Source organism: Lysinibacillus sp. NPDC092081, assembly GCF_044755845.1.
GTDB lineage: Bacteria > Bacillota > Bacilli > Bacillales_A > Planococcaceae > Lysinibacillus.
On record NZ_JBIVRU010000023.1, the window covers coordinates 37,738 to 61,334 of the forward strand.

The following is a 23,597-nucleotide window of genomic DNA, read 5'->3' on the forward strand; positions in this document are numbered from 1 at the left end:
TCCCTCAATCTAGATCCTTTTAAAATAAAAAGACTGTAAATAAACTTGATAATCACCAAGTTTGTCTACAGTCTAAGCCACTGAATCAAGTACTTATTACTTTAAATAAAATATTTTCGTACTGTTTCAAAGCAATCAAATTCCATAATTTTCTCGCCATATTCCTCTAAGCGATGGATTGTGAAATTCGATGGTATTAAAAATTCTTTGATAACAGCATTTCTATCGTGATGATTTAGTTCTTCATCTGCGTTCGCGAAGTCAACTACCAAATAGTACCAATTTTCATATTTAAATAATGAGGAATCCACTAATTCATCTGTTATGCGTTTCGCTACAGGGATTAACTCATCAATATCTTTAAATTTATAAACATAAATGTCTGTATCCATAAATAACTCTGACTCATCTAAGTCACCAAATTGAGTTAGTTGACTGAGAAGATCCTCTCCAACGTCCTCGAATGGGGCAAACATTTCTTTGTGTTCGTCAAAATGCGAAGAACCATCTAAGGTTTCACCGTCTTTTAAAATATGTGCACGTGTGACAATGATTTCTAAGCCTACTTCAGACGCATTGATATGAATCCAAATAGGACCTTCTACATCAAAGTAATCCTCCGTGTTTACTTCATCAATCATATCCCAAAAAAGTTGTTCACCCTTCGCTCGATTGTACCAGATTTCTTCACGACTATAGCCGCGATCCTCTATATCATTGTACGTAATAAAGAGCTTGAGTGTATTTTCGTTTACACGTTCGATGTCCACTAGACCTCATCTCCCTTCACTGCCATTTGTCGAAAAACAGTTTTGTTTCATTAGTATGCTTTTATTCATTGTTTTTAACCTCATACTCCATTTTTGTTTTTCAACCTTTGACCACACTACAGAAAAACCGTCGAGCAACCGAATAAAAAATTAATTGTCCACAGTTGTCTCTACTTATATTGTATGCTGTTCTGTCATAAAATGAAAAGGATATACACCGTTTCACAGAAGATATTTGAATTATTGAAATTGTAGTAAACTATTAAGCTAAAATCAAGTTTAACATACTTTACCGAAATATATGACTTTTCCCTATTATTTATTATTCATTATATAGAAGGTTTTACTTAAGTAAAACACAAAAAAATAGATGTCACAATATGCTTGTTGCATATGTAACATCTAATACTTATTCTATGCAGAATACGGAGATATTAGTTCACCATGCGTTGTGCTTCTTGTAATTGATAAGCACGAACCTTACGAGGTAGGAAACGACGAATTTCATCCTCGTTGTAGCCAACCTGTAGACGTTTCTCATCTAAAATGATTGGACGACGTAATAAGCCTGGATACTCTTGAATTAATTCGTATAAACGTTGTAATGGTAAGCTTTCAACATCAACATTTAGTTTCTGGAAAATCTTTGATCGAGTTGAAATAATTTCATCCGTACCATCCTCTGTCATACGCAAAATTTCTTTAATTTCACTAATGCTTAATGGTTCGGAAAATATATTACGTTCTGTATATGGGATTTCATGCTCCTCTAACCATGCTTTAGCTTTTCGGCAAGACGTACAACTTGGTGATGTAAATAAAGTTACTATCATACTGACACATCCTTTCCATTTAATCATTATCTATAAACCAGTGTGTTAAATTAGAATTAATGTAATGTAATCTACAAACCATTATACAGTACTCTGTGATGTTTGAATATAGTTCCAATAAAAAAAAGAATAACCTTATCACACAAAATTTTCTGTCTATTTATATAACTTTTCAAAGCAGCAGTTACTTCTTGGCATGTCTAATGAACTACTAATAATATTCCCATTCGTAGCGCATTTTAAACACCCATTTCTCGATTGTTTTGTTCTCATTTAAAAAATTTAAACGAGAATATTGTTGGTTCAATGTGTACAATATAGACGTATATTTACTAATATTGGTTGCATTTTCAAATAAATAGCTCATCACCATAACGTTTGGTTGATTTCCGTTCTGACTGGGCGCTTTCCTGGGATGTTGAATAGATAAAAAAAAGCAGCAAAAATAGCATATATTTTTTTTCGAAAAAGAACACCGCCAAAAGTCTGACTTTAAGCACTTGCATTTCACCAAGCCTTTATAATATAATTTTTTGCAATAAATCAATTATGTCTTTGGTGAGTTCACCTCATCTATTCACTTGGAAGACAGTTATTGAACTAAATAAAAAACGCTGACGAAGAGTAGTACATTTGCACTTTACACGTTTAGAGAGTCTGTGGTTGCTGCAAACAGATCGTGTAAGCATTTGGAATGGACTTCCGAGTTAGCTTTGTGAACGTCTTAGTTTCCTTACTGGAGTCTATTAGCAAAGCTCGTCCCTTCACGTTACGAAGTAAAGTGGCCGATTTAGGCAAGCTGGGTGGTACCGCGGATTCAAACATCATTCGTCCCTTCATTAGAAAACTAATGAGGACGCATGATGTTTTTTATTTTGGATAGGTCATATGTAAAGACTATCTGAGGTAACAAAATTCGAGGAGGAAATAACATGACAACTATTTTTTCAGGCGTACAGCCAACAGGTATTGTAACTCTAGGGAACTATTTAGGTGCATTTAAGCAATTCCCTGCATTACAAGATGAAGGAGATGCTGTTTATTGTATCGTCGATCAGCATGCAATAACAGTGGCACAAGATCCAAAAGAATTACGTCAAAATATTCGCAACCTAGCAGCTACGTATATTGCTACTGGGATCGATCCTAAAAAATCTACATTATTTATTCAATCAGAAGTGCCAGCTCATGCACAGGCAGGCTGGATGTTACAATGTGTTGCATCGATTGGTGAGCTTGAACGGATGACACAGTTCAAGGATAAATCTCAAGGTAAGGAAAGCGTATCTGCCGCTCTACTAACATATCCACCATTAATGGCAGCAGATATCCTTTTGTACAATACAAACATTGTTCCTGTCGGTGATGATCAAAAGCAGCATATTGAGCTGACTCGTGATTTAGCAGAGCGCTTTAACAAACGTTATGGTGACGTTTTAACGATTCCTGAAATTCAATTACCAAAAGCAGGGGCTCGTATCAAATCACTACAAGAACCAACAAAGAAAATGAGTAAATCCGATCCAAATACAAAAGCGACAATCAAGCTTTTAGATACAGCGAAAGACATTGAGAAAAAAATTAAGTCGGCTGTTACTGACTCTGATGGTATTGTGGCATTTGATGTGGAAAATAAACCTGGTGTTTCTAATTTGCTAACAATCGAATCTGCCATTTCAGGCGTATCTATTGATGACCTTGTAAAAAAATATGAAGGCGTTGGCTATGGTGGTTTCAAACAAGGTGTTGCAACAACGGTTATTGATCACCTGACACCAATTCAAGAGAAGTTCTATAATTTGGTAGAATCCTCAGAGTTAGATATTATTTTAGATGTAGGTGCTGAAAAGGCAAATGCTATTGCAAGTGCTACATTAAAACGCATGGAAGAAGCAATGGGCCTTGGTCGTGCACGTCGATAAAAAGAAAAATTTATCATAGAAATGATCATAAGAGCTTGGCCAAAAAGAGAGTAATTTAAAGGTTACATCTTATCTTTTTCATTTACAGTTTTATCATAACCAAGATCAAGCACAACAGCGCCTAACACAATGGCTGATCCAATGGCCATATAAAATGCTGATGTATGTGCCATAAATTTAAACACAACTATCCAAGAATATCCGAGTGTCCGATAATTCAAATACAAGATGAGATTCCCTACGGAGAGAATCAATAAGCCGTAGCTCATTAAAAATAAAAAGAGTCGGAACAAGATAGAGCATCCTTTCTGTTTCTTCTTAATTATCATCTATTCATAAAACTATAAAAAAAGACGTCAGCCACGTAAATTAGGCTGACGTTTTTTTGGCTGGCCATATTAAATAAAGTATGGCACTTCGGCAAAACGAGGGGTTGATTTCCGTTCCGACTGGGCGCTTTGTCGCTGACGCTTTGCTTTCGCGCAGATAAAACATTGTTGCTGTCGCTTCGCTTTCGCACAGAGCAAAGCTTCCTGGGGGCGTCCGATGAGCCGCTTCGCTGCGCTGCAGGGTCTCGGGCCAACAGATGTTTTTTGCGCGAAAGCGTAGTGCTAACGTAGCGGCAGCAGCACCGATGTTGGTCACGAAGGCGTTATCACAGGACGTGATGGTTTTAGCCTTCGTTCCTCTATCGCTGATCCCCGAGGAGTCGCCCAGTCTCCACTCCAATCAACCACTTCACATAGTGTGTATCTACTGGCATATCACTCTAATTTATAGTGATAAAACGAAACATCAGCAACAGTGAAGACAAAAAATCAGTGGGAGATGAAAATCCCCCACTGGTTAAAGTTTCACTTTATTATTCCTCGATTTTTTTGAATAGTAGACTAGCGTTGTGTCCACCAAACCCAAGTGAATTACTCATAGCATATTTAATCTCTGCTGTTCGAGCTTCATTCGGCACATAATCTAAATCACATTCTGGATCTGGATCTGTTAAATTAATTGTCGGTGGTAAAATGCCTTCTTTCAGTGCTAGCGCTGTGAAAATAGCTTCAACACCACCAGCTGCACCTAATAAATGACCTGTCATTGATTTTGTAGAACTCATTGCAAGCTTATAGGCATGTTCACCAAAGACCGTTTTTACCGCCTGTGTTTCAAATAAATCGTTATATGGTGTACTTGTTCCATGTGCGTTAATATAGTCTACTTGTGAAGCTTCTACGCCGCCATCAGTTAAAGCTTGCATCATTGCACGAGAAGCACCTTCTCCTTCTGGAGCTGGAGCTGTAATATGATGCGCATCCCCTGTTGCACCATAGCCAAGAACTTCTGCGTAGATTTTTGCACCGCGTGCTTTTGCGTGCTCATACTCTTCCAAAATAACAATACCCGCACCTTCACCGATAATGAAACCATCACGATTTTTATCGAATGGACGGCAAGCTATTTCTGGGTCTGTATTTAAAGATAATGCAGTATTTGCACAGAAGCCTGCTACTGCCATCGTAACGATTGGTGACTCTGCGCCACCAGAAATCATAACATCTGCATCGCCACGTTCAATTACTTTAAAAGCATCCCCAATGGAGTTTGTACCTGAAGCACATGCAGTTACTGAACAAGAGTTAATGCCCTTTGCCCCAAAGTGAATCGACACTTGGCCTGAAGCCATATCTGGAATCATCATTGGAATGAAGAATGGACTTACACGTCTTGCTCCACGCTCTTGGAATGTTAAAAATTGTTGTTCGTATGTTTCCATACCACCGATACCAGAGCCAATCCAGACACCTGCACGTGGTGCTAGCTCTTCATCGATTGTTAATTGTGCATCTTCCATCGCCATGATGGACGCTGCTAAAGCATACTGTGTAAAGCGATCCATTTTACGAGCTTCTTTACGTTCAATATACGTTTCAATATTGAAGTCTTTCACTTCAGCGGCAATTTTTGCTGCGAAAAGATCTTTATTTAAACGTGTTAACTCGCCAACGCCTGATTTTCCTACTTTAATGTTAGCCCATGTTTCTTCGATGCTATTTCCTAGTGGTGTAACTGCGCCAATTCCTGTAATTACTACTCGTCGTTTACTCATTGTCTTACTCCCCTCAAGCATTCTTCGTTTTTTATTTTCCCCATCTAATTGTAACGGCACCCCATGTTAAGCCACCGCCAAATCCAACCAGTACTAATAAATCATCATCTTTAATCTTACCTGCCTCAAGCTCATCTACTAAGGAAATACCAATAGACGCTGCCGACGTATTCCCATATTTGTGAATCGTTTTCGACATTTTTTCCGGTGGTAGTTCTAGACGCTCACGAGCAGATTCCATAATTCGAATATTCGCCTGATGCGGCACTAAAAAATCTACGTCTTCTTTTGTTAAACCTGCTTTTTCTAATACATTTACTGCAGATTCACCCATTTGACGTACTGCAAACTTAAATACTTCACGGCCATTCATAGCGATTGTGTCCTGCTGTGTTAAATACAAGTTCTTACCACCTGTACCGTCAGCTCCAAGCTCAAATGATAAAATACCTCTACCTTCTGATACTGGACCAACAACTGCTGCACTTGCACCGTCACCGAATAATACAGCGGTATTACGATCTTCCCAATCAAGTACTTTCGACAGTTTTTCAACACCTACTACTAAGACATATTTATAAGCATTTGATTCTACAAATTGCTTTGCTGTCACTAAACTATATATAAATCCTGCACATGCAGCCGCTTGGTCCATCGCAGCAGCATTAACTGCTCCAATTTGCTCCTGAACCATACATGCTACACTTGGAAAGTTTTGATCTTGCGTTACTGTTGCTACAAGTATTAACCCTATTTCCTCTGGTGTAATACCGGCCTTTGCAATAGCCTCTTTTGCAGCAGCTACTGCTAAATCTGAAGTTTCTTGGTCATCTGCGGCAAAATGGCGTTCTTCAATCCCTGTACGAGTTCGAATCCATTCATCCGAAGTGTCCATAATTTTTTCTAAATCAAAATTTGTAACGACCTTCTCCGGAACGTATTTGCCAATTCCTATAATACCAGCGTTCATTTAGCAACCCCTCTGCTTTCTTACTATCAATTATTAGTAACTGGTCATAATTATAACTCATAATGAAGGAGAGGTGCAAGATGAATTAAATTTAACGTCTTAAAACTAGTAGTATCAAGGGTCTCCAATCAACTTATATACATGCATATGATTTAACAAATGTCATCTCCAACTTTTAGAGCTGATGCAAGAAAAAACGTATTTAGGGGGATAAGTGAGGCTGAAAAATTTAATAATGGCGGCTAATGAGAAAAAAGCTGCAAATAGATCTGCAGCTTTAGCCTAACAATTGCTAACATTATTATCAACAACGTAAAAGTCGATATCGTAAAAAGATGAAAGGTGGCTCATGCATGTATCTGCGTACGTCCAATCTTTTCTCTAATAGGTCGTTAAGGATCACGTTCTCTTTGGAACACTTAGTGCTCTGAAGAAATCGCTTGATGGGTTGCAGCACAGAAGGTTTCAAACGACGTGTTGTACGTTTCTTTTTGTTAGGTTTGCTACCGTAGTTGTGTCAACGTAATGGCTGACGCTTTAATCGTCTGATGTTGCGGCGGTGTTTTTGGTTCAATAAACAACGTTGAGTAATACGCATCCGCAATGGTAATCAAGTAAATCACAAAAAGCAATTGTTTCATTCAATGGTTCAAAATTTCATTTCTCCCTTTTTTCAGTTCTATCAATTCGAATTGTCTAGTTATAATACGAATGATACGTAAAAAAATTTCACATTAAAAATAACCAACGTACAGATGACCCTAATAAGCAACCTCGGTATGAGATCGCTTAGAACTACAACATTGGTTTGAATAATAGATAGCCATACGCTAACCCTTTTGCTCCATAAAATAAAATTGGAGCGAGTATGAACCATGCTAATTTTTCATCCAATACTTCAACCTTTTCTTTACTAGTCTTTTTCTCTAGAACTTTTTCAATCATTAAAACAATGATAATAATCATACCTGCCAACAATAATGAAAAAATCATTTTCCACATTAATGTAGAAGCTAAGAAAAGATACACTTCCGGAAACAGAAGGGAATCGAAAATTGGTATGAACCAATCGAATATTTTGCCATCTAATATGTTCTCAATTGATGGTTGTTCGTTTGTTAGTTGCCTTTTAACTTCTTTAATAATTTCTTTTAAAAAATCTCTCATTCTCTTTCCACCCTTAACTCTTATTATATTTCCAATTTTTTCTACGGAACTAGAAGTGAAAAGTTTCGTTGAAGATTTTAGCACTACCTCTCAAGACGTATAAAAAGCCACACCTGATAAGATGTGACTGACTCGTAATAAATAAATTATGGTTCATCCTTGATGGTGCTAAATGTGTTGGGGAGCGTTATTCAAAGGACACAATTGCCTAAAATAACTCTTCAAACTCATAATGAAGGACAAGGGCAAGATGAATAAAATTAATGCTTTTTGTCTTAATCGACTCGCCTACGAATAGAACGACTTCTCCTTAGATTTAAACGACCTCGGACACTCCCTAGCAATCAGCATTTGCGACGTCTTCGAATTTCGCCGATCCTACTGAATTTGCATGAAAATACAAAAGCAAGGTTATCGTTGTGACAAATTCGCGATGTTTCACAGAAAAGGTTCTTTTTTTTTCGATTTATGTTATGATATGATAATGATATAAAAAAGTTCGGTTGAGGTGAAATTAATGCAATATATCGTAACATTCATATGGTCATTCCTACTAGTTTCAATGTTAAACTACGTAGTAAGCTCTGTACTTGGTGCAACGTTTGATTTCCAAACTGCTGTTGTCACATCAGTTGTATTTACAATTCTTGTTTTCATTATCGGTGCAGTTATTCCAAACGAGTCAACTCCAGAAGCTGCAGACAATCATTAATTCAACTAGAAAAAACCTGTTTCGCTCAATGCGGAACAGGTTTTTTTGTTATTTTTCAACGACACATTGACCGTCATGCATTCTAATGTGCAATGTTTCTCCTGGTAATACTTCACCTCGAAGTAATTCTTTTGCAACCGCAGTTTCAATATAACGCTGCACGAAGCGTTTTAGTGGTCTAGCGCCAAACTGAGCATCTGCTCCTTGTTCTACAACCCAATCAATTACATTTTGTTCTACTTGTAAAGTAATATCTTGCTCTGCAACTCGTTTGACAAGCTGTTCGACATATTTCCAAGCAATCGCAGTAAAGTGTTCAGCTGATAATGCATGGAACATAATAATATCATCCATACGATTTAACAGCTCTGGTTTAAAGTGTTGACGCAGTGCAGCCATCACTAAATCCTCAACTGCAACATCGTCTTCCTTTGCTTCCATTAAATAGCTTGAGCCAATGTTAGAAGTTAAAATGACCACTGTGTTCGTAAAGTTGACCATTCGACCTTGGCTATCCGTAATGCGTCCATCATCCAAAATTTGCAGTAAAATATTCGCAACATCAGGGTGGGCCTTTTCAATTTCATCTAATAATACAACTGAATATGGATTTCGGCGAACAGCTTCTGTTAATTGTCCACCTTCTTCATAGCCAATATAGCCTGGAGGTGCCCCTACAAGACGTGATACACTATGTTTCTCCATATATTCACTCATATCAATGCGAATAAAATGGTCCTCAGAATCAAACAGCTGTGCCGCTAGTGCCTTCGCAAGCTCTGTTTTACCAACACCTGTTGGCCCTAGGAATAAAAAACTACCAATTGGTCGTTGCGGGTCTTTAATACCAGCTCGAGCACGCCATACCGCTTCTGTGACAAGTTGTACAGCATTCTCTTGTCCGACTACACGCTCATGCAATGTATCTTTTAAGCGCAATAATTTTTCACGCTCACCTTCTACTAATTTCATCACGGGTATGCCTGTCCAGCGTGAAACAATAGATGCGATTTCATCAGCTGTTACCTCTTCACGTAAAATACGTGATTCCGTACCATTCTCTAATTGTTTTTCCATCTCTTTAATTTCCTTTTCAAGTATAGGAATTTTCCCATGACGTAGTTCGGCTGCTTTATTTAAATCATATTTACTTTCTGCTTCATCTAAGTCACGACGGTATTTATCAAGTTTTTCACGTTTTTTCTGAATGCCGTGTAACGCTTCTTTTTCGGTTTCCCATTGTTTACGCATACCCCCAGAGGATTCTTTCAGCTTTGTTAATTCCTCACTGAGTTGCTCTAGACGCTTTTTACTTGCCTCGTCTTTTTCCTTACTTAACGCTTGCTCCTCAATCTCGAGCTGCATAATACGGCGTGTTACTGCATCCAATTCCTGTGGCATGGAATCAATTTCTGTTCGAATCATCGCACATGCTTCATCGATTAAATCGATGGCCTTATCTGGCAGGAAACGCTCTGTAATATAGCGATTTGATAGCTCTGCTGCCGCTACAATTGCACGGTCATGAATGCGTACTGCATGATGTAACTCAAAGCGCTCTTTCAAGCCTCGTAAAATGGAAACTGTATCTTCAATAGATGGCTCACGTACAAGCACTTGTTGGAAACGACGCTCTAAAGCAGGATCTTTTTCAATATACATACGGTATTCATCTAATGTTGTAGCCCCGATACAATGTAGCTCACCTCGTGCAAGCATTGGCTTTAGCATATTCCCAGCGTCCATTGCACCATCCGTTTTGCCTGCACCAACAATTGTATGAATTTCATCGATAAATAAAATAATACGCCCCTCTGATTCTTTTACTTCTTTTAAAACACCTTTTAAGCGCTCTTCAAATTGTCCACGATAACTAGCACCTGCTATTAAGGCACTCATATCCAACTCATACAGTACACATTGCTTTAACCCCTCAGGAACATCGCCCTTTACTATACGTTGGGCTAACCCTTCTACAATAGCTGTTTTACCAACCCCCGGCTCACCTATTAAGACAGGGTTATTTTTCGTTTTGCGTGTTAAAATACGAATGACATTACGAATTTCTTCATCACGGCCGATTACCGGATCCATTTTACCGTTTTTTACTTCATCTATTAAATTACGTCCAAATTGCTCTAATGGTTTTTTGTCATTTGTTTGTTGAAATTGCATATTTAGCACTCCTTTTCAATAATGTTAAGCGGAATCCCGTTTGCCATTCTGTTTCACGAAAAAATGTTTGACCTTTTTTGACTAACTTTATTTTACAACATACGACAAACCTTAGCAAAGAATTAGCCCTAAAATTTCTTCCCTTATAACTAGAAAATTACGTTATAATAAAACTATGTTTCTTAGATTTAGTATCGAAATTGTTCACCATCCTTTTGTAAAAATTAAACATTTTTACGAAAAGAAAGCGATGTGTTGGAGATATGGTTATAATGGATAATATACAAGAAAAATTTCACGATCTTTTTCAAAAGCACGGTGTTTTTATTAAAGTGAATAAGGATAGTAAAATTTTTTTAGAGGGCGAACGTGCGAAAGAAATTTATTATATAAAAACAGGAGCCTTCTCAATTAGTCAGGAAACGGAGAATGGAAAGGAATTAACCATTCGTATTTGTGGTCCAGACAGTATTATTGGAGAAGGCTCATTATTTTGTAACCTTACGTATAATTCCATGACTGCTGAAGTTTTAGAACCCTCTAGTTTATATGTACTAAGCCGTGAATCATTGGAACTTTTATTAGTGGAACAACCTGATTTAATGGTGGAATATATGAAGTGGTTGCAAACAGAAAATTTAAAGCATCAAAGTCGTTTGCGCGATTTAGTTTTAAATGGTAAAAAGGGCGCTTTATTTTCAACGCTCATCCGTCTTTCGAATACTTATGGTAAGCCTTTAGAGAATGACACTATTTATATTGACTTACCGTTAACAAATACAGAAATCGCTAATTTATGTGCGACGAGTAGAGAGATGATTAATCGCATGCTGAATGACTTAAAGAAGCACAATATCATATCGTTCGAAAAAGGTTATATTACCATTCACGATCTACAATTTTTAAAGGATGAAATCGCCTGTGAGAATTGTCCGTTACAAATATGTCGTATCGATTAATCGCTACACGTAAAATCCCCGCTTATGAGTTATAAGCGGGGATTTTTTATTGTGCTTTAAGTGGACTTAGCGTACACCTAATGCCATTTTTGCATAGCGTGACATTTTATCTTTTGACCAAGGTGGATTCCATACAATATTGACATTTGTACTTTTTACCTCTGGAAGCTCACCTAATGCTGTATTCACTTGATCAACAATAACAGGTCCCATTGGGCAACCCATAGACGTTAGCGTCATTGTAACGGTTGCTACACCTTCTTCATCTAACTCTACATCATATACTAAACCTAAGTTGACGATATCAATACCAAGCTCAGGGTCAATTACATTTTCTAATGCACCGAACATGCTGTCTTTCATATCTTGATCCATTTGTATTTCTCCTTCCGTCACAGTGTTAACTTAATCATAGCAGATGCATCTTATTATGCCAAATGCTGTGCAAGCCATTCAGTTGCTGCTAACATACCGTCTCGTGACACAGCATGGCCCGCTCTTTTATTAGCTAAAAATTTTAAGTCTTCTGGATTTGTTTCATAATACTCGCGTAAAGTTAAATAAAAATTATACGTTTCATTAAAAGGAACGGTTTTATCTAATTCCCCATGCCAAAATAGCACAGGTCGTCCTGCGAATTTTTCTGGTGTTAGGCTGACATCATATTTAGCAAGAAGCTCATTCGTTTGTTGTACTTCTTCTTCGGACATTGGCCAATTCACACCGCTTTTAGCGAATTGTTGTAATTGATACTCCGCTAATTTAAGAAATCCTGGTGCACCCATACATACTGCTGCTGTTTTGATCCAATCATATTGCTTTAAACAGCCCGATGTTACAATTCCACCCATCGATGTACCAGCAACGCCAATGTTATCATTCACTAATAATTTTTTATTCTTTAATTCATTATATAATTGTGCAACTTCATGAATAGAATTTAAAACAATATCCCAAAAATGTAAGCTCATTTTCATCTCAGATAGGCCTTCACTACGGTCGCCATGTAATTTTGCATCTGGTAATAGGACACGCACCCCGCTACCTACTAATTGATATGCATAATGTAAGTTATGTTCTTTTGCACTCATAAAGCCATGTAAGAAAATCACTACTGGGGTTTGTTCATTCATATTTTCTGTATGTATATGTAATAATGGAATATTTCCCCACATTTCATTCTCAACAATCATCTTTGTCACTCCCAACTTTTGTCTAATCTTTATGTTAGCAAACTTTTCTCCATGTGACAAAATTTTGACGAATGGTTTACAAAGCGATACTATTCAAATTATAGGAAAGGGGCAATAAGCTATGAAACCGCATTTAATCGTTTTAGACTTAGATGGTACGTTATTAACGGACCAACAACAAATTTCATCCAAAACTAAAAAAACATTATTGCAGGCAAAGGAACAAGGTCATCAAGTGATGATTGCTACAGGCCGTCCTTATCGTGCGAGTGATATATACTATCACGAGCTTGGCCTTACAACGCCCATCGTGAATTTTAATGGTGCCTACGTCCACCACCCAAAAAATGCTGCTTGGCAGACTATGCATACTCCTATTGATTTAGGTGTAGTGCATAATGTCGTCGAATCCATCAATAGCTATGAATATGAAAATATTATTGCGGAGGTTAAGGACGATATTTATGTGCATACAGAGGATGAACGGATATTAAATATTTTTAATATGGGGAATCCAAAAATTACTCTTGGGGATCTCTATACCCATTTACTTGATAACCCAACTAGTTTACTAATTCAAGCTAACGAAGTAAATTCAATGATTATTCGTGATCATTTACAGGCTGTTCATGCAGAGGTCATTGAACATCGTCGTTGGGGTGCGCCACTTCACATTATTGAAATTGTTCGCCGTGGCTTAAATAAAGCAGTGGGAATCGCTCATGTAGCAAAGGATTTAGGTATCCCACGCGAGCGTATTATTGCATTCGGTGATGAAGATAACGATTTAGAAATGATTGATTACGCTGGCATCGGTGTAGCAATGGGCAATGGCATTCCTACTTTAAAAAATATTGCCAATGAAATTACGACAACCAATAATGACGATGGAATCGCCAAAATACTCATCGAACGCTTGAAATTATCCTAGTTAAGTAGTGATTTAATAAATATCCCATTTTTTCAGTTTAACTTTATTCAGGAGTACCCTTTATTCAATGGGTACTTATTGAATTAAAAATACATCCCTATTCCTGGGTTGCAATTATAATGAAACTCGATATGATATTATATCTATATAACATTTATTTAGAAATATAGAGTGGAAAGTGAAAGCTCGACACTTGTTCACCTATTATGTAGTATAGGTATTTGAAAACTTCTCATATAAAGTTAAAAGAATGTTAAATTAGGGGGACAAATGATGAAAATTTTTACTGATAGTGGATGTGATTTACCAAAGTCTTACTACGAAGAAAACAATATTGAACTTCTTCCACTACGAGTGCAATTGAACAATAATGAATATGATGATGTCATTTCGATTGATTCCAAAGCAATTTACGATGCTATTCGCCAAGGTGCTCGCCCAAAGACATCCCAAGTATCACCAGAGCTTTTTCTCAAGCATTTCGAAAATCTAGCAAAAAATGAAGAAGAGGGAATCTACATCGCCTTTTCTTCGGAATTATCAGGCACTTATAATACTGCGGTCATGATTCGCAATCAAGTACAGGAGCAATATCCATCCCTTAAATTAGCTATCATCGATTCAAAATGTGCTTCGCTAGGTTTTGGACTAGTAGTCGCAGAAGCCGTTCGACTCCGAAACACGGGAGCTTCATTAGAGGAAATCGAAGCAAAAATTACAGCACTTACCCCACAAATGGAGCACTTATTTACGGTAGAGGATTTAGATTACCTCGCTAAAGGTGGGCGTGTATCAAAGGCAAGCGCATTTCTTGGAGGGCTATTAAGCATTAAACCTATTTTAAATGTAGAGGATGGTAAGCTTGTGCCGATTGAAAAATCTCGCGGACGTAAAAAAGCCATCGCTCGCATGTTAGATTTAATGCAGGAGCGCGGTGATAATTTTTCTGATAAAATTGTTGGTATTAGCCATAGTGATGATGCAAACTTTGCCAACGAAGTAAAGGCTTCTATCCAAGAAAAATTTTCACCAAGAGCCATTCAAGTAACAATGATCGGTTCAGCTATCGGCTCACACGTAGGACCAGGTACAATTGCCATCTTCTTTACGAATAAAAGCTATCAAGCTTAACAAAACCCCCTCCGCACTTAATAGTGTTGAGGGGGTTTAGCATTTTATCCTGTATGAACTGCCCGTTAAATCAATGAGGGATGAAAAACCCCTCTATTTTAGAGCATCTTGCTCATTACGTCGTACTTTACCTCGTCTAATAATAGCAACTACAAATCCTATGAATATTACCCATACTAATCCTAGTGCTACCATATACGGTACATTTAAACCTTCATCATTTCTAACTTGATAAATCTCTACCATTTCACGATCTAAAATAACCGGATAAACGTCTTTTTCATTAATACGAACTTTTTCTTGATGTAAAATACCATTTAGCATTTTGCCTTCACCCAGCTGAGCAGGTGTTAAATCAACGCGTTGTGTTTTACTAGTGTTGTTAACCATGATGACCCATTTCTCTTTATCAGATGTTCGTGTAAATACAAGCAGGCCATTTTCATTTGTAATAACTTCAAAATCACCGTTGCGTAATGTCTCAGATTTATTACGTAACGATTGGACATTTTTAATATAGTCGATTAATTCCGTATCTGTTTTAAAGTTGTATATTTGGTGAGTATCTGGCTTTGTTTCCCCGTTCATCGCAATTTCTGTACCATATTGCACAACTGGAATTCCTGGCATCATAAATAAAGCACCCATCGCCATTTTCAAACGCGTTGGTGGGAACATATTTTCTGCTGCTGAATCAAATGTAAAACGACGCGTTTCTAGTGAATCAACCATAATCTGAGATGGTTTCTCACCTGTAAAAGGTTCCATCAACTTAGAAGAATCCATATCAACATTTTTAAATATATTACGGTAAATATCAGCCGTAGCCGGTGAAATGCTTGCTTCAAAGTTTGCTTCACTTTCTTCATTAGAAATCACATAGAGCGATTTTTTCGAATCTTTTAATGCCTTAATCACTTCATTAATAAATCCTGTATCGGCACCAGCAATATTTGTTAAACGCACCCCACCAACATCATATGTAGAGACAAAATCTGTTGCTGATTTAATAAGTGCTTTTTGTACATCTTTGTTTGTTAAGTCCCACTGTACTTGTCCATTATTTGTTGAGGCAATCCAATCCTTTTTCGCTGGATCTTTTGCCCATTCATGATTCGGACTTACATTGTTTAGTGGAAAATCAACCATGATCGATACATTTTTAGCTTTATAAGCCTCAATGACACTTTGAAACTCCTCAGATGTCCCAAAATGACGCTCAATTGTAGAGTAGCTTGTCGGCATCGATCCATCATATTTTTCAGTGGCAAAAACCGGGCCAATGGAAGCGATTGTAAAGCCCATTTCTCCGATAAATTTTAATTTATCCTGTAAGCCTGCAAAATCGCCTCCTGCAAACTTAGTAGGGTCTTGCGTATTTGTATCAAAATCGTTAGAGCCCGAACCATTAAAGAAACGGTCAACGAGTAAATCATAGATGCTTTCTTCTGCAATTGTTCTTGTCGACGCTTCATCAGCATGTGCAACTGGTGTAGCACTCACTAATGAAGCTGCCAGTAAGAGTGATGCAGCTGTCGCACTCATCCACTTCTTAAATTTCACTTTTATTCCCTCTCTTTCAAACCAATCCTCGTCAATTTTACCAAATAAAATAGTCACGTCGCTATCATTTCAAAATATTTTCCGAAAATGCAAAATTAATTACGGCAAAAAGGTGTCAACTTCCTTTAAATATATTCATCGGCTTGGTCAGGGGACCCGATCAGTTTTTTAAGGGATCTGAGCATTTCTTCGGCTGACTCGATCAGTTTTCTGGGCTACCTGATCACTTCTCCGGATTACCCGATCAGTTTTCTGGGCTACCCGATCACTTCTACGCCTTACCTGATCAGTTTTCTAGGCTACCCGATCACTTCTACGGCTTACCCGAGCTGTTCTTCCATCGTTTTTCAAACTACTTAAGCGATTGCATCTTCCCCAAAAAATAAAAAGCCGTGAAGCTAAAACTTCACGACTTTTACAAAATTAGGCTAAGAAATCTTGACCCATTGGTAATTTGAAGCCTAGGAACAATGTAATCAATAAGAATACTGCAAATAAAATCCAAAACATGCCCGTTGGTTTATTTTTCTTTTGACGAACTAATACCATTTCCATCATGCCAATAACTAAAATACCGCCTAGGAATTTAAAGCCGTAGAGCATACCCATATTAAAATCCATACCTTTAATGAATAGTGCCCCACCAGTAATGATGATTAAAATGTAGAATAAACGTAATGTCATATGTAAGCCTTTTGACTGCTTGCCCATTAATGCTGCAATTAAAAAGATTACGATTGCAACTACCCAAGTAGTAACATGCAAATGCGTTTGGCTAGTTAAGAAACTCATTATTGTCCCACCTCATATTCTTTTTTCTATCAAACTCTATCCTACCATGTGTTGGAAAGGGTTTCAAACATTACAATAGTGCTCACATAATAAACTTAAAAATCCGCGGAGATAAACTCACGCGGATTTTAAAAAAATTATTCAAAATGATTCACTAAAGTACCGATGCCTTGAATAGACACTTTCACTGTATCACCAGCTTTTAAGAATTGTGGCGGATTCATGCCTTTACCAACCCCGGCTGGAGTACCCGTTAAAATAACATCACCTGGCTCTAATGTTACATGTTGAGATAAAATCGATACTAATGATTCTACAGTGAACATCATATCTTTTGTTGAGCCGTTTTGACGTACTTCATCATTCACTTTTGTTACCACTGTTAAATCTTGTGGATTCGGAATTTCATCTTTTGTTACAAGGTAAGGTCCAAGTGGACAAGTTCCTTCCAAGCTTTTTCCTAAGAAGAATTGCTTATGTTTTTCTTGTAAATCACGAGCTGTTAGATCATTGGCAATCGTGTAGCCAAATACATAATCGTATGCTAAGTTTTTCGGAATATTTTTACCACGTTTACCAATGACAACGGCTAATTCGCCTTCATAATCCAGTTTAGATGAAAGATCAGCATGGATAGATATTGTTTGGCCATCAGCAGCAATAGCAGTCGGAGATTTTGTAAATACCATTAAATCTGTTGGAGCTGCCTCTGCACCCATTTCTTTAGCATGTTCATCATAGTTTTTCCCAATACACATAATGTTTTTTGGTGTACGTGGAATCGGTGATAACCATTCGATCGCTGTAAATTCACGTTTGAAGCTATCAGCGCGATCTGATTTTTCAGCTGCTTCTACTAATTTACGAATCTGTTCAACAAAATCAAAGCCTAGAGCAATGCCATCTACAATTGAACTTGAAAAAGAAGGGACAACTTGAAGTTCATTTTGAATAGCGAGTACATCCCATACCGCTTCTTCTTTTTTTACTTTTGGTCCAAAGCTTACATGTCCACCTAGTTTAAACGATAAAATTTTCATGATTTTCAGAGCTCCTTCTTTTTTCTACATGATACAACAATATTATAGGAATTGCCTTACTTTTGCGATAACTATTTTTATTCCTACTATTTCGCATGCTCTTCACCATAACGTGGAGTTGATTTCCGTTCCGACTGGGCCCATTTCAGAGGGCGTCCAGTCTCACTTCAATCGACTTCTACACATGACATACGCTTTTTCGGCTAAACTTTTTGTAATAAGCCAAATCGCAATAAATTATTTCTTATTATACAAGACGCATTCATTCACTTTATGTTGCCATCACATTAAAAATGAAGGCTGATTTCTATCGCAGATTGCTCGATTTTTGGAAGAGAGTCGAGCACTCACACAATTATCCTGCTTTCATTTTCGCCTTATAAGTTAATTTGCGCCATAAAGCCTCTAACGGACCTTGTTGCCATTTTGCTAGCCAAATTTCTGCCACAATCATTTGTACGATAATAATACTGACTGCAATTAACACGCCTGTTGCGACGCTCACTTTTCCATACCAGCCAAATCCAAATTGATAAAATAAACATGTTCCAATGATCGATTGAAGGATGTACATCGTTAACGACATGCGCCCCATTTTTGCAAAAGGACTAAGTAGCTTTGAGACAACTGGAAGTAAACAAAGTAAAACGATGAGCCCAATGTAGCCTACTGCTAAAATTGGACCGCCTATGTAACCTTTCAAGTAGTCTAATAAATACGTACGTGTAAACATGATCGGTAAGCTCTTGATCAAAATACCAATTGTTAAACCAGCTATTGCTAATGTCAGCCATAGCCATTTTAGCTCCTTCGCTCGTTCCACTAAACGCCATTTAGAGGCCGCGGCACCAATTAACATAAATGGTAAAATTGTAAATAATGCCACAAACCACATGCCGATTTCTGCCTGAACAGATAAATCGGTTAAACGTTGCATAAATGCGTCGACCCAATTTCCTGTTCCATAAGCAGTTATCGCCTGCTCTACCGAAGTAATATTTAAATACTCATCAACTTTCATATTAAAATTAATATATCCTACAATAAATAACATAAAAGCTTGCAAAACACCGTTAATCATAAAACCGATTGACAATAACCAAATAGGATGTAGACGTAGTAAGAGCAATAAAAAAACGCCGCAAAATGCATACATCATTAAAATGTCGCCCCACCAAATGAGTACAGCATGTATCAAACCAATAACAAATAATACAGAAAGTCTTCGCAGTACTATCGCATAAAAATTTTGTTCACGACTTTGTGCTTTTTGCCATTGCATAGCGAGTCCATAGCCAAATAACATGGCAAACAGCGGATAAAAGCTACTTTGTACATAAATATCTAAATTTTGATGCCACACTATATCTGACGGTGTTGTAAACCATGATGCCAAATCAATATATGGCATTGGCAAATAAAAGGCAAACATATTAACGAGTAAAATGCCTAGTAAGCTAATACCACGTAAAATATCTAATGTTGTGATGCGTTCCTGCAACATTGTCGGTTTTAACTCCACAAAATAGCCTCCTCTATGTATATGGCGAAAACAGAACTCTCTAACATTCATTCCCTTATATTTATATCAGATAGCTCTGTTTTCACCGCGTTCACTTATGCTTGTAAAGCCCGTTCAATATCAAATAAGTATAGAACCTTATCACTCACTTTAATTTGAAGGATAGATTCAATCGCCTCACTATAAACTCTAAGCTGGACACCATATCGATCTAAGAGTTCCTTCGTTAGCGCTGGCTCCTCAGCAAAATGTGATTGAATACGGTCTGTCTTATAATCAAGCAAGATCCATTCACCATTTTCATCCTCAAATAAACAATCAATAATACCTTGAACAATTTGAGCGTCGCCATCTTCATCTACTCTACTAATCGTAAATGGGAGCTCTCTCCGGATTATTTTTGCATTTTTAAAGCGTTGTCCAATGTCTGTCGTAAAGAAGTTATATATTTTTTTCCATGGAACAACCTTGCCCTCAGACTCAGTCAGAAGCTGCCTTGCCACTAAATTAGCGACAAACTCCTTAACCTCCTGTACATTCGTAAAGCCGTTTTGAGGTACATGCTGCATAACTGTGTGGACAGCTGTTCCTATTTCTGCACCTGTCAGCTGTTTGTCCTGTAAAAAGGTTGGACGGGGCGCAATGGTTGTCGCTTTTTGCTTTGAAGGTGCTGAAAAGTAATATTCAGGCTCCTCCTGCCGCTGTAGATTTTCTAAACGCTTAATTTCACTAACAGATGTTTTGGAGCGTTTTTGTGTTGATTGTTGAAATGCATACTGTGATTGAAAGCGCATCGTAATTTCCGACAGTAAAGATTCATCCTCTGGCGTTTCTAGCAATGGCTGTACCTCATCCTCTAACGCCTGTATGTCATACGCATAATGACTTGTTTCAATTGCACGTACCCACCAATGCGATACATCTTCAGATGCCTTATAGGAGGAGTTAGCAATTGAAGCAAAATCTGCGTGTCTGGCAACTGTAGGTCCAAGCCAATCAAAGTAGCTATTAGCTCTCGCGCGTAAATACTCCTGTAGTGGGGCATCCACCGGTAAACTTTGAGCATCCTGCCAGTTATCAAGCGTTTTACTCCAATTTTTCACGGAGCCTACTAAAATAAGTCGCTCCTTCGCACGTGTCATTGCTACGTATAATACACGCATTTCCTCAGCACGCATTTCAAGCTCCTTTTTCTCCTTTAGCGCTAAAAATGGTAGGGATGTATACGTAATACGATTTTCTGGATCAATTGCCTTCACTGCAAGGCCAAAATCTTGATCGAATAAATATGGATTGTGGAAATCCATTTTATTAAACGGTCTCCCCATCCCTGCAACAAAGACAACAGGGTATTCCAAACCTTTTGAAGAGTGGATAGTTACAAGACGGACAACATCATCCTTTTCTCCAATCGATTTCGCTGTTCCTAAATCATCCCCACGCGTACGCATACGATCAATAAAACGTAAAAAACGAAAGAGTCCTCGAAAGGCTGTTTTCTCATACATTAAAGCTCGGTCATGTAAAATGCGTAAGTTGGCCTGACGCTGCTTTCCATTCGGCATCGCCCCAACCATCTCATAATAATGCGTGTCTAAATAAATTTTCCAAATTAAATCTGACAGTGACCCACGTCGCGCTAAATCTCGCCAGTTTTCAAACGCTAGCATAAATCGTTGAAGCTTCACAAAAGTGTCAGATTGCACACCATGTCCATCACTTCGAATAAATTGCCTTAATGCATCATAAAATGGCGCTTTTGTATCTGCTAGCCGTATTTTTGCTAGCTCATTTTCTGTTAAGCCAACAAATGGAGCACGTAGCACCGAGGCTAACGGAATATCCTGATATGGATTATCGACAACCTTTAGAACATTCAGCATAATCATGACTTCAAGCGCATCAAAATACCCTTTGGAGGACTCCGCATAGAGAGGGATTCCCGCAAGCTTAAATTCCTCTACTAAGTCTGTTGACCATGTCATTGAACGCATTAAAATCACAATATCACTATATTTTAATGGACGTTCTGTCTTCGTTTTTGTATCGAATACGGTTGTCCCATCCTCCATCATCTGCCGAATACGCTCAATGATAAAACGTGCCTCATACTGTGATTTTTTTAATTCCTCTAATTCCGAAGCGTCGTTTGTGCTATCTTCTGTCTCTTCGTCCAGCGCCTCTTCTTGAGGAGGATGCAGAATGACTAGCTCTACCGGAACTTCTTTATCATCATATGGTGCTGCTGGCTTTAGTGAAGCATTTTCATCATAAAGAATTTCTCCAACACGCTTACCCATAATTTGTGCAAATACATAGTTTGTAGCGTTCAACACTTCTTTTCGGCTACGGAAGTTAGCGTTTAAATCTATACGCATTCCCGTTAAATCTGGGGCCTCTAGAAACTCACTGTACTTTCGCATAAAAAGCTTCGGTTCTGCTAAACGGAAACGGTAGATGCTTTGTTTTACATCACCAACCATAAAAAGATTTCCAGCTTGCTCACTACCTGTTTTCACAAGTTGTAATATTGTTTCTTGAAGCATATTTGTATCTTGGTATTCGTCAACAAGTACTTCTTTAAAACGTTGTTTCAAATCTAGTGCAACAGGTGAAGGCTGTAATTCACCTTCGACTACTACAGTTAAAATTTGTAATGCGAAATGCTCTAAATCCGAGAAATCAATAATTCCTCGTTCTAACTTCGCCATGCGGAACTGTTCACTAAAAACATTTGTCAATTCGACTAATGTTCCTATCGTAGGACCCATTAATCGTATTTCTTCAAGCAAGCGCGCAGGAGTCCGAACGAAAAAAGTCTCTTTCAGCTTGTTCACAATTTTTTTAGCTGCCTCACGTTTTTTCTTGGCAAGCTCTTGTAGCTCCACATCCACTAAAGCATCCTTTGATACACGCTTTAACGTTGACCATTTTACAGTACCAAAATAATCAAAGAGTTCCTGCCACGTTCCTTCACGACTAATGCGAATGCCTTCCTGAATCATGGCAAAATCCATTTCTGCGGTTTCAGCATATGGTGCAGGGCCCTCGGGCTGAAGCGTAATGGCACGCATTTCAGAAATTAACACAAATGCCTCCTCAAGACTATGCTTGACTGTTAACTTTACATATTTCGACAGCTCTAAATCATCAATTGTCACGTCCGTTGCTAAGTCATATGTCTCTGGTAGACTACGAAGCCACTTATGAGGCTCTGCATGAACACGGGACGTATCATAAAGCTTGCTTATTAATGTTTCAATAGCCTGATCATCACGATCCGATGTAAAGCTATCAACAAGACGATAGATTGCTTGAACCTGAGCCTCGTCCTCAGAATCGTAAGCATCTTCTAATACTTCTGCTAAAATATCGTCCCTTAACAACGCAACCTCCGCCTCATTCGCTATACGAAAGCCTGGGTCAATATCTAACATATAGGCATACTGCTTAACAATGGCTAAGCAGAAGGAATGCAGTGTTGAAATTTGTGCTTTATTGACAAGGCTTAGCTGGCGTCGCAAATGGTTGGAAGTTGGATTTTCTGCAATAGCCTTTTCTAGTGCCTCCGCCATACGGTGACGCATCTCAGCAGCGGATGCATTTGTAAATGTTACGACAAGTAACTCGTCGACATTGATTGGGTTCTCTGTTGCAACTACCTTTTCAATCATGCGATTAATAAGTACTGCCGTTTTACCAGAGCCTGCCGCAGCCGATACAAGTGTATCCTGACCGCTTGCATAGATGGCCTTCCACTGGTCGTCAGTCCACGTCACTTCCGCTGGCTTTTCAGGTATTTTTTGTACCAAC

General features: G+C 38.0%; 19 protein-coding genes and 1 other annotated feature. Of the genes, 5 read left to right on the top strand and 14 right to left on the bottom strand.

Going from position 1 to position 23,597, the window contains the following annotated elements:
- Window positions 1–101: 101 nt before the first annotated feature.
- A complete protein-coding gene (mecA, locus tag ACIQLB_RS21895) occupies window positions 102–770 on the bottom strand; it encodes an adaptor protein MecA (RefSeq protein ID WP_400730672.1) in 669 nt (222 codons plus the stop codon).
- Window positions 771–1,204: 434 nt separating this feature from the next.
- A complete protein-coding gene (spxA, locus tag ACIQLB_RS21900) occupies window positions 1,205–1,600 on the bottom strand; it encodes a transcriptional regulator SpxA (protein WP_024362527.1) in 396 nt (131 codons plus the stop codon).
- Window positions 1,601–2,208: 608 nt separating this feature from the next.
- Window positions 2,209–2,442 (top strand) — a binding site (T-box leader).
- Between the two features lie 93 nt (window positions 2,443–2,535).
- Between spxA and trpS the strand changes: the two genes are divergently transcribed.
- Complete coding sequence (gene trpS, locus ACIQLB_RS21905; protein ID WP_400730674.1) at window positions 2,536–3,525, top strand: tryptophan--tRNA ligase; 990 nt, start codon at window positions 2,536–2,538, stop codon at window positions 3,523–3,525.
- Between the two features lie 62 nt (window positions 3,526–3,587).
- Here the strand turns inward: trpS and ACIQLB_RS21910 are convergent, their stop codons facing one another.
- The 4 genes from ACIQLB_RS21910 to ACIQLB_RS21925 all read right to left on the bottom strand — a co-directional run bounded on the left by ACIQLB_RS21910 (window position 3,588) and on the right by ACIQLB_RS21925 (window position 7,766).
- The gene (locus ACIQLB_RS21910) at window positions 3,588–3,752 is read right to left on the bottom strand and encodes a hypothetical protein (protein ID WP_400730676.1); all 165 of its coding nucleotides are present in this window, start codon (window positions 3,750–3,752) and stop codon (window positions 3,588–3,590) included.
- Window positions 3,753–4,387: 635 nt separating this feature from the next.
- On the bottom strand, window positions 4,388–5,629 hold the full coding sequence (gene fabF / locus ACIQLB_RS21915) for a beta-ketoacyl-ACP synthase II (protein ID WP_400730678.1): 1,242 nt from the start codon (window positions 5,627–5,629) through the stop codon (window positions 4,388–4,390).
- A gap of 31 nt (window positions 5,630–5,660) precedes the next feature.
- Entirely contained in the window at window positions 5,661–6,599 is a 939-nt protein-coding gene (locus tag ACIQLB_RS21920) for a beta-ketoacyl-ACP synthase III (RefSeq protein WP_400730680.1), read from the bottom strand.
- A 795-nt stretch (window positions 6,600–7,394) separates the two neighbouring features.
- A complete protein-coding gene (locus ACIQLB_RS21925; RefSeq protein ID WP_400730682.1) occupies window positions 7,395–7,766 on the bottom strand; it encodes a hypothetical protein in 372 nt (123 codons plus the stop codon).
- Window positions 7,767–8,283: 517 nt separating this feature from the next.
- On the opposite strand from ACIQLB_RS21925, the gene ACIQLB_RS21930 reads away from it, so the two are divergent.
- On the top strand, window positions 8,284–8,478 hold the full coding sequence (locus ACIQLB_RS21930) for a YjzD family protein (protein WP_249073406.1): 195 nt from the start codon (window positions 8,284–8,286) through the stop codon (window positions 8,476–8,478).
- A 48-nt stretch (window positions 8,479–8,526) separates the two neighbouring features.
- Here the strand turns inward: ACIQLB_RS21930 and ACIQLB_RS21935 are convergent, their stop codons facing one another.
- The gene (locus ACIQLB_RS21935) at window positions 8,527–10,653 is read right to left on the bottom strand and encodes an ATP-dependent Clp protease ATP-binding subunit (protein WP_400730684.1); all 2,127 of its coding nucleotides are present in this window, start codon (window positions 10,651–10,653) and stop codon (window positions 8,527–8,529) included.
- 272 nt (window positions 10,654–10,925) lie between these two features.
- Here ACIQLB_RS21935 and ACIQLB_RS21940 point away from each other — a divergent pair, with 272 nt between their 5' ends.
- Window positions 10,926–11,612: a Crp/Fnr family transcriptional regulator gene (locus ACIQLB_RS21940; RefSeq protein ID WP_400730685.1), complete on the top strand. Its 687-nt coding sequence runs from the start codon at window positions 10,926–10,928 to the stop codon at window positions 11,610–11,612.
- 66 nt (window positions 11,613–11,678) lie between these two features.
- Here the strand turns inward: ACIQLB_RS21940 and ACIQLB_RS21945 are convergent, their stop codons facing one another.
- The gene (locus ACIQLB_RS21945; protein WP_053596309.1) at window positions 11,679–11,987 is read right to left on the bottom strand and encodes a metal-sulfur cluster assembly factor; all 309 of its coding nucleotides are present in this window, start codon (window positions 11,985–11,987) and stop codon (window positions 11,679–11,681) included.
- Between the two features lie 53 nt (window positions 11,988–12,040).
- A complete protein-coding gene (locus tag ACIQLB_RS21950) occupies window positions 12,041–12,805 on the bottom strand; it encodes a prolyl oligopeptidase family serine peptidase (RefSeq protein ID WP_400730688.1) in 765 nt (254 codons plus the stop codon).
- 121 nt (window positions 12,806–12,926) lie between these two features.
- Here ACIQLB_RS21950 and ACIQLB_RS21955 point away from each other — a divergent pair, with 121 nt between their 5' ends.
- Window positions 12,927–13,736, top strand: a complete 810-nt coding sequence (locus ACIQLB_RS21955; RefSeq protein WP_400730690.1) for a Cof-type HAD-IIB family hydrolase — start codon at window positions 12,927–12,929, stop codon at window positions 13,734–13,736.
- Window positions 13,737–14,009: 273 nt separating this feature from the next.
- A complete protein-coding gene (locus ACIQLB_RS21960) occupies window positions 14,010–14,867 on the top strand; it encodes a DegV family protein (protein WP_400730691.1) in 858 nt (285 codons plus the stop codon).
- A gap of 93 nt (window positions 14,868–14,960) precedes the next feature.
- On the opposite strand, the gene ACIQLB_RS21965 is transcribed toward ACIQLB_RS21960, so the two are convergent.
- The 5 genes from ACIQLB_RS21965 to addA form a co-directional block, all read right to left on the bottom strand.
- Window positions 14,961–16,430 carry an alpha-amylase family glycosyl hydrolase gene (locus tag ACIQLB_RS21965; RefSeq protein WP_400730693.1) on the bottom strand — a complete coding sequence of 490 codons (1,470 nt, stop codon included), beginning with the start codon at window positions 16,428–16,430 and terminating at the stop codon, window positions 14,961–14,963.
- A gap of 423 nt (window positions 16,431–16,853) precedes the next feature.
- Window positions 16,854–17,222 (bottom strand): YisL family protein, encoded by a 369-nt coding sequence (locus ACIQLB_RS21970; RefSeq protein ID WP_400730695.1) that lies wholly within the window; start codon window positions 17,220–17,222, stop codon window positions 16,854–16,856.
- A 137-nt stretch (window positions 17,223–17,359) separates the two neighbouring features.
- The gene (locus tag ACIQLB_RS21975) at window positions 17,360–18,262 is read right to left on the bottom strand and encodes a fumarylacetoacetate hydrolase family protein (RefSeq protein ID WP_400730697.1); all 903 of its coding nucleotides are present in this window, start codon (window positions 18,260–18,262) and stop codon (window positions 17,360–17,362) included.
- Window positions 18,263–18,617: 355 nt separating this feature from the next.
- Window positions 18,618–19,784 (bottom strand): DUF418 domain-containing protein, encoded by a 1,167-nt coding sequence (locus tag ACIQLB_RS21980; RefSeq protein WP_400730698.1) that lies wholly within the window; start codon window positions 19,782–19,784, stop codon window positions 18,618–18,620.
- A gap of 95 nt (window positions 19,785–19,879) precedes the next feature.
- On the bottom strand, window positions 19,880–23,596 hold the full coding sequence (gene addA / locus ACIQLB_RS21985) for a helicase-exonuclease AddAB subunit AddA (RefSeq protein WP_400730700.1): 3,717 nt from the start codon (window positions 23,594–23,596) through the stop codon (window positions 19,880–19,882).
- Between the last annotated feature and the right edge of the window lies 1 nt (window position 23,597).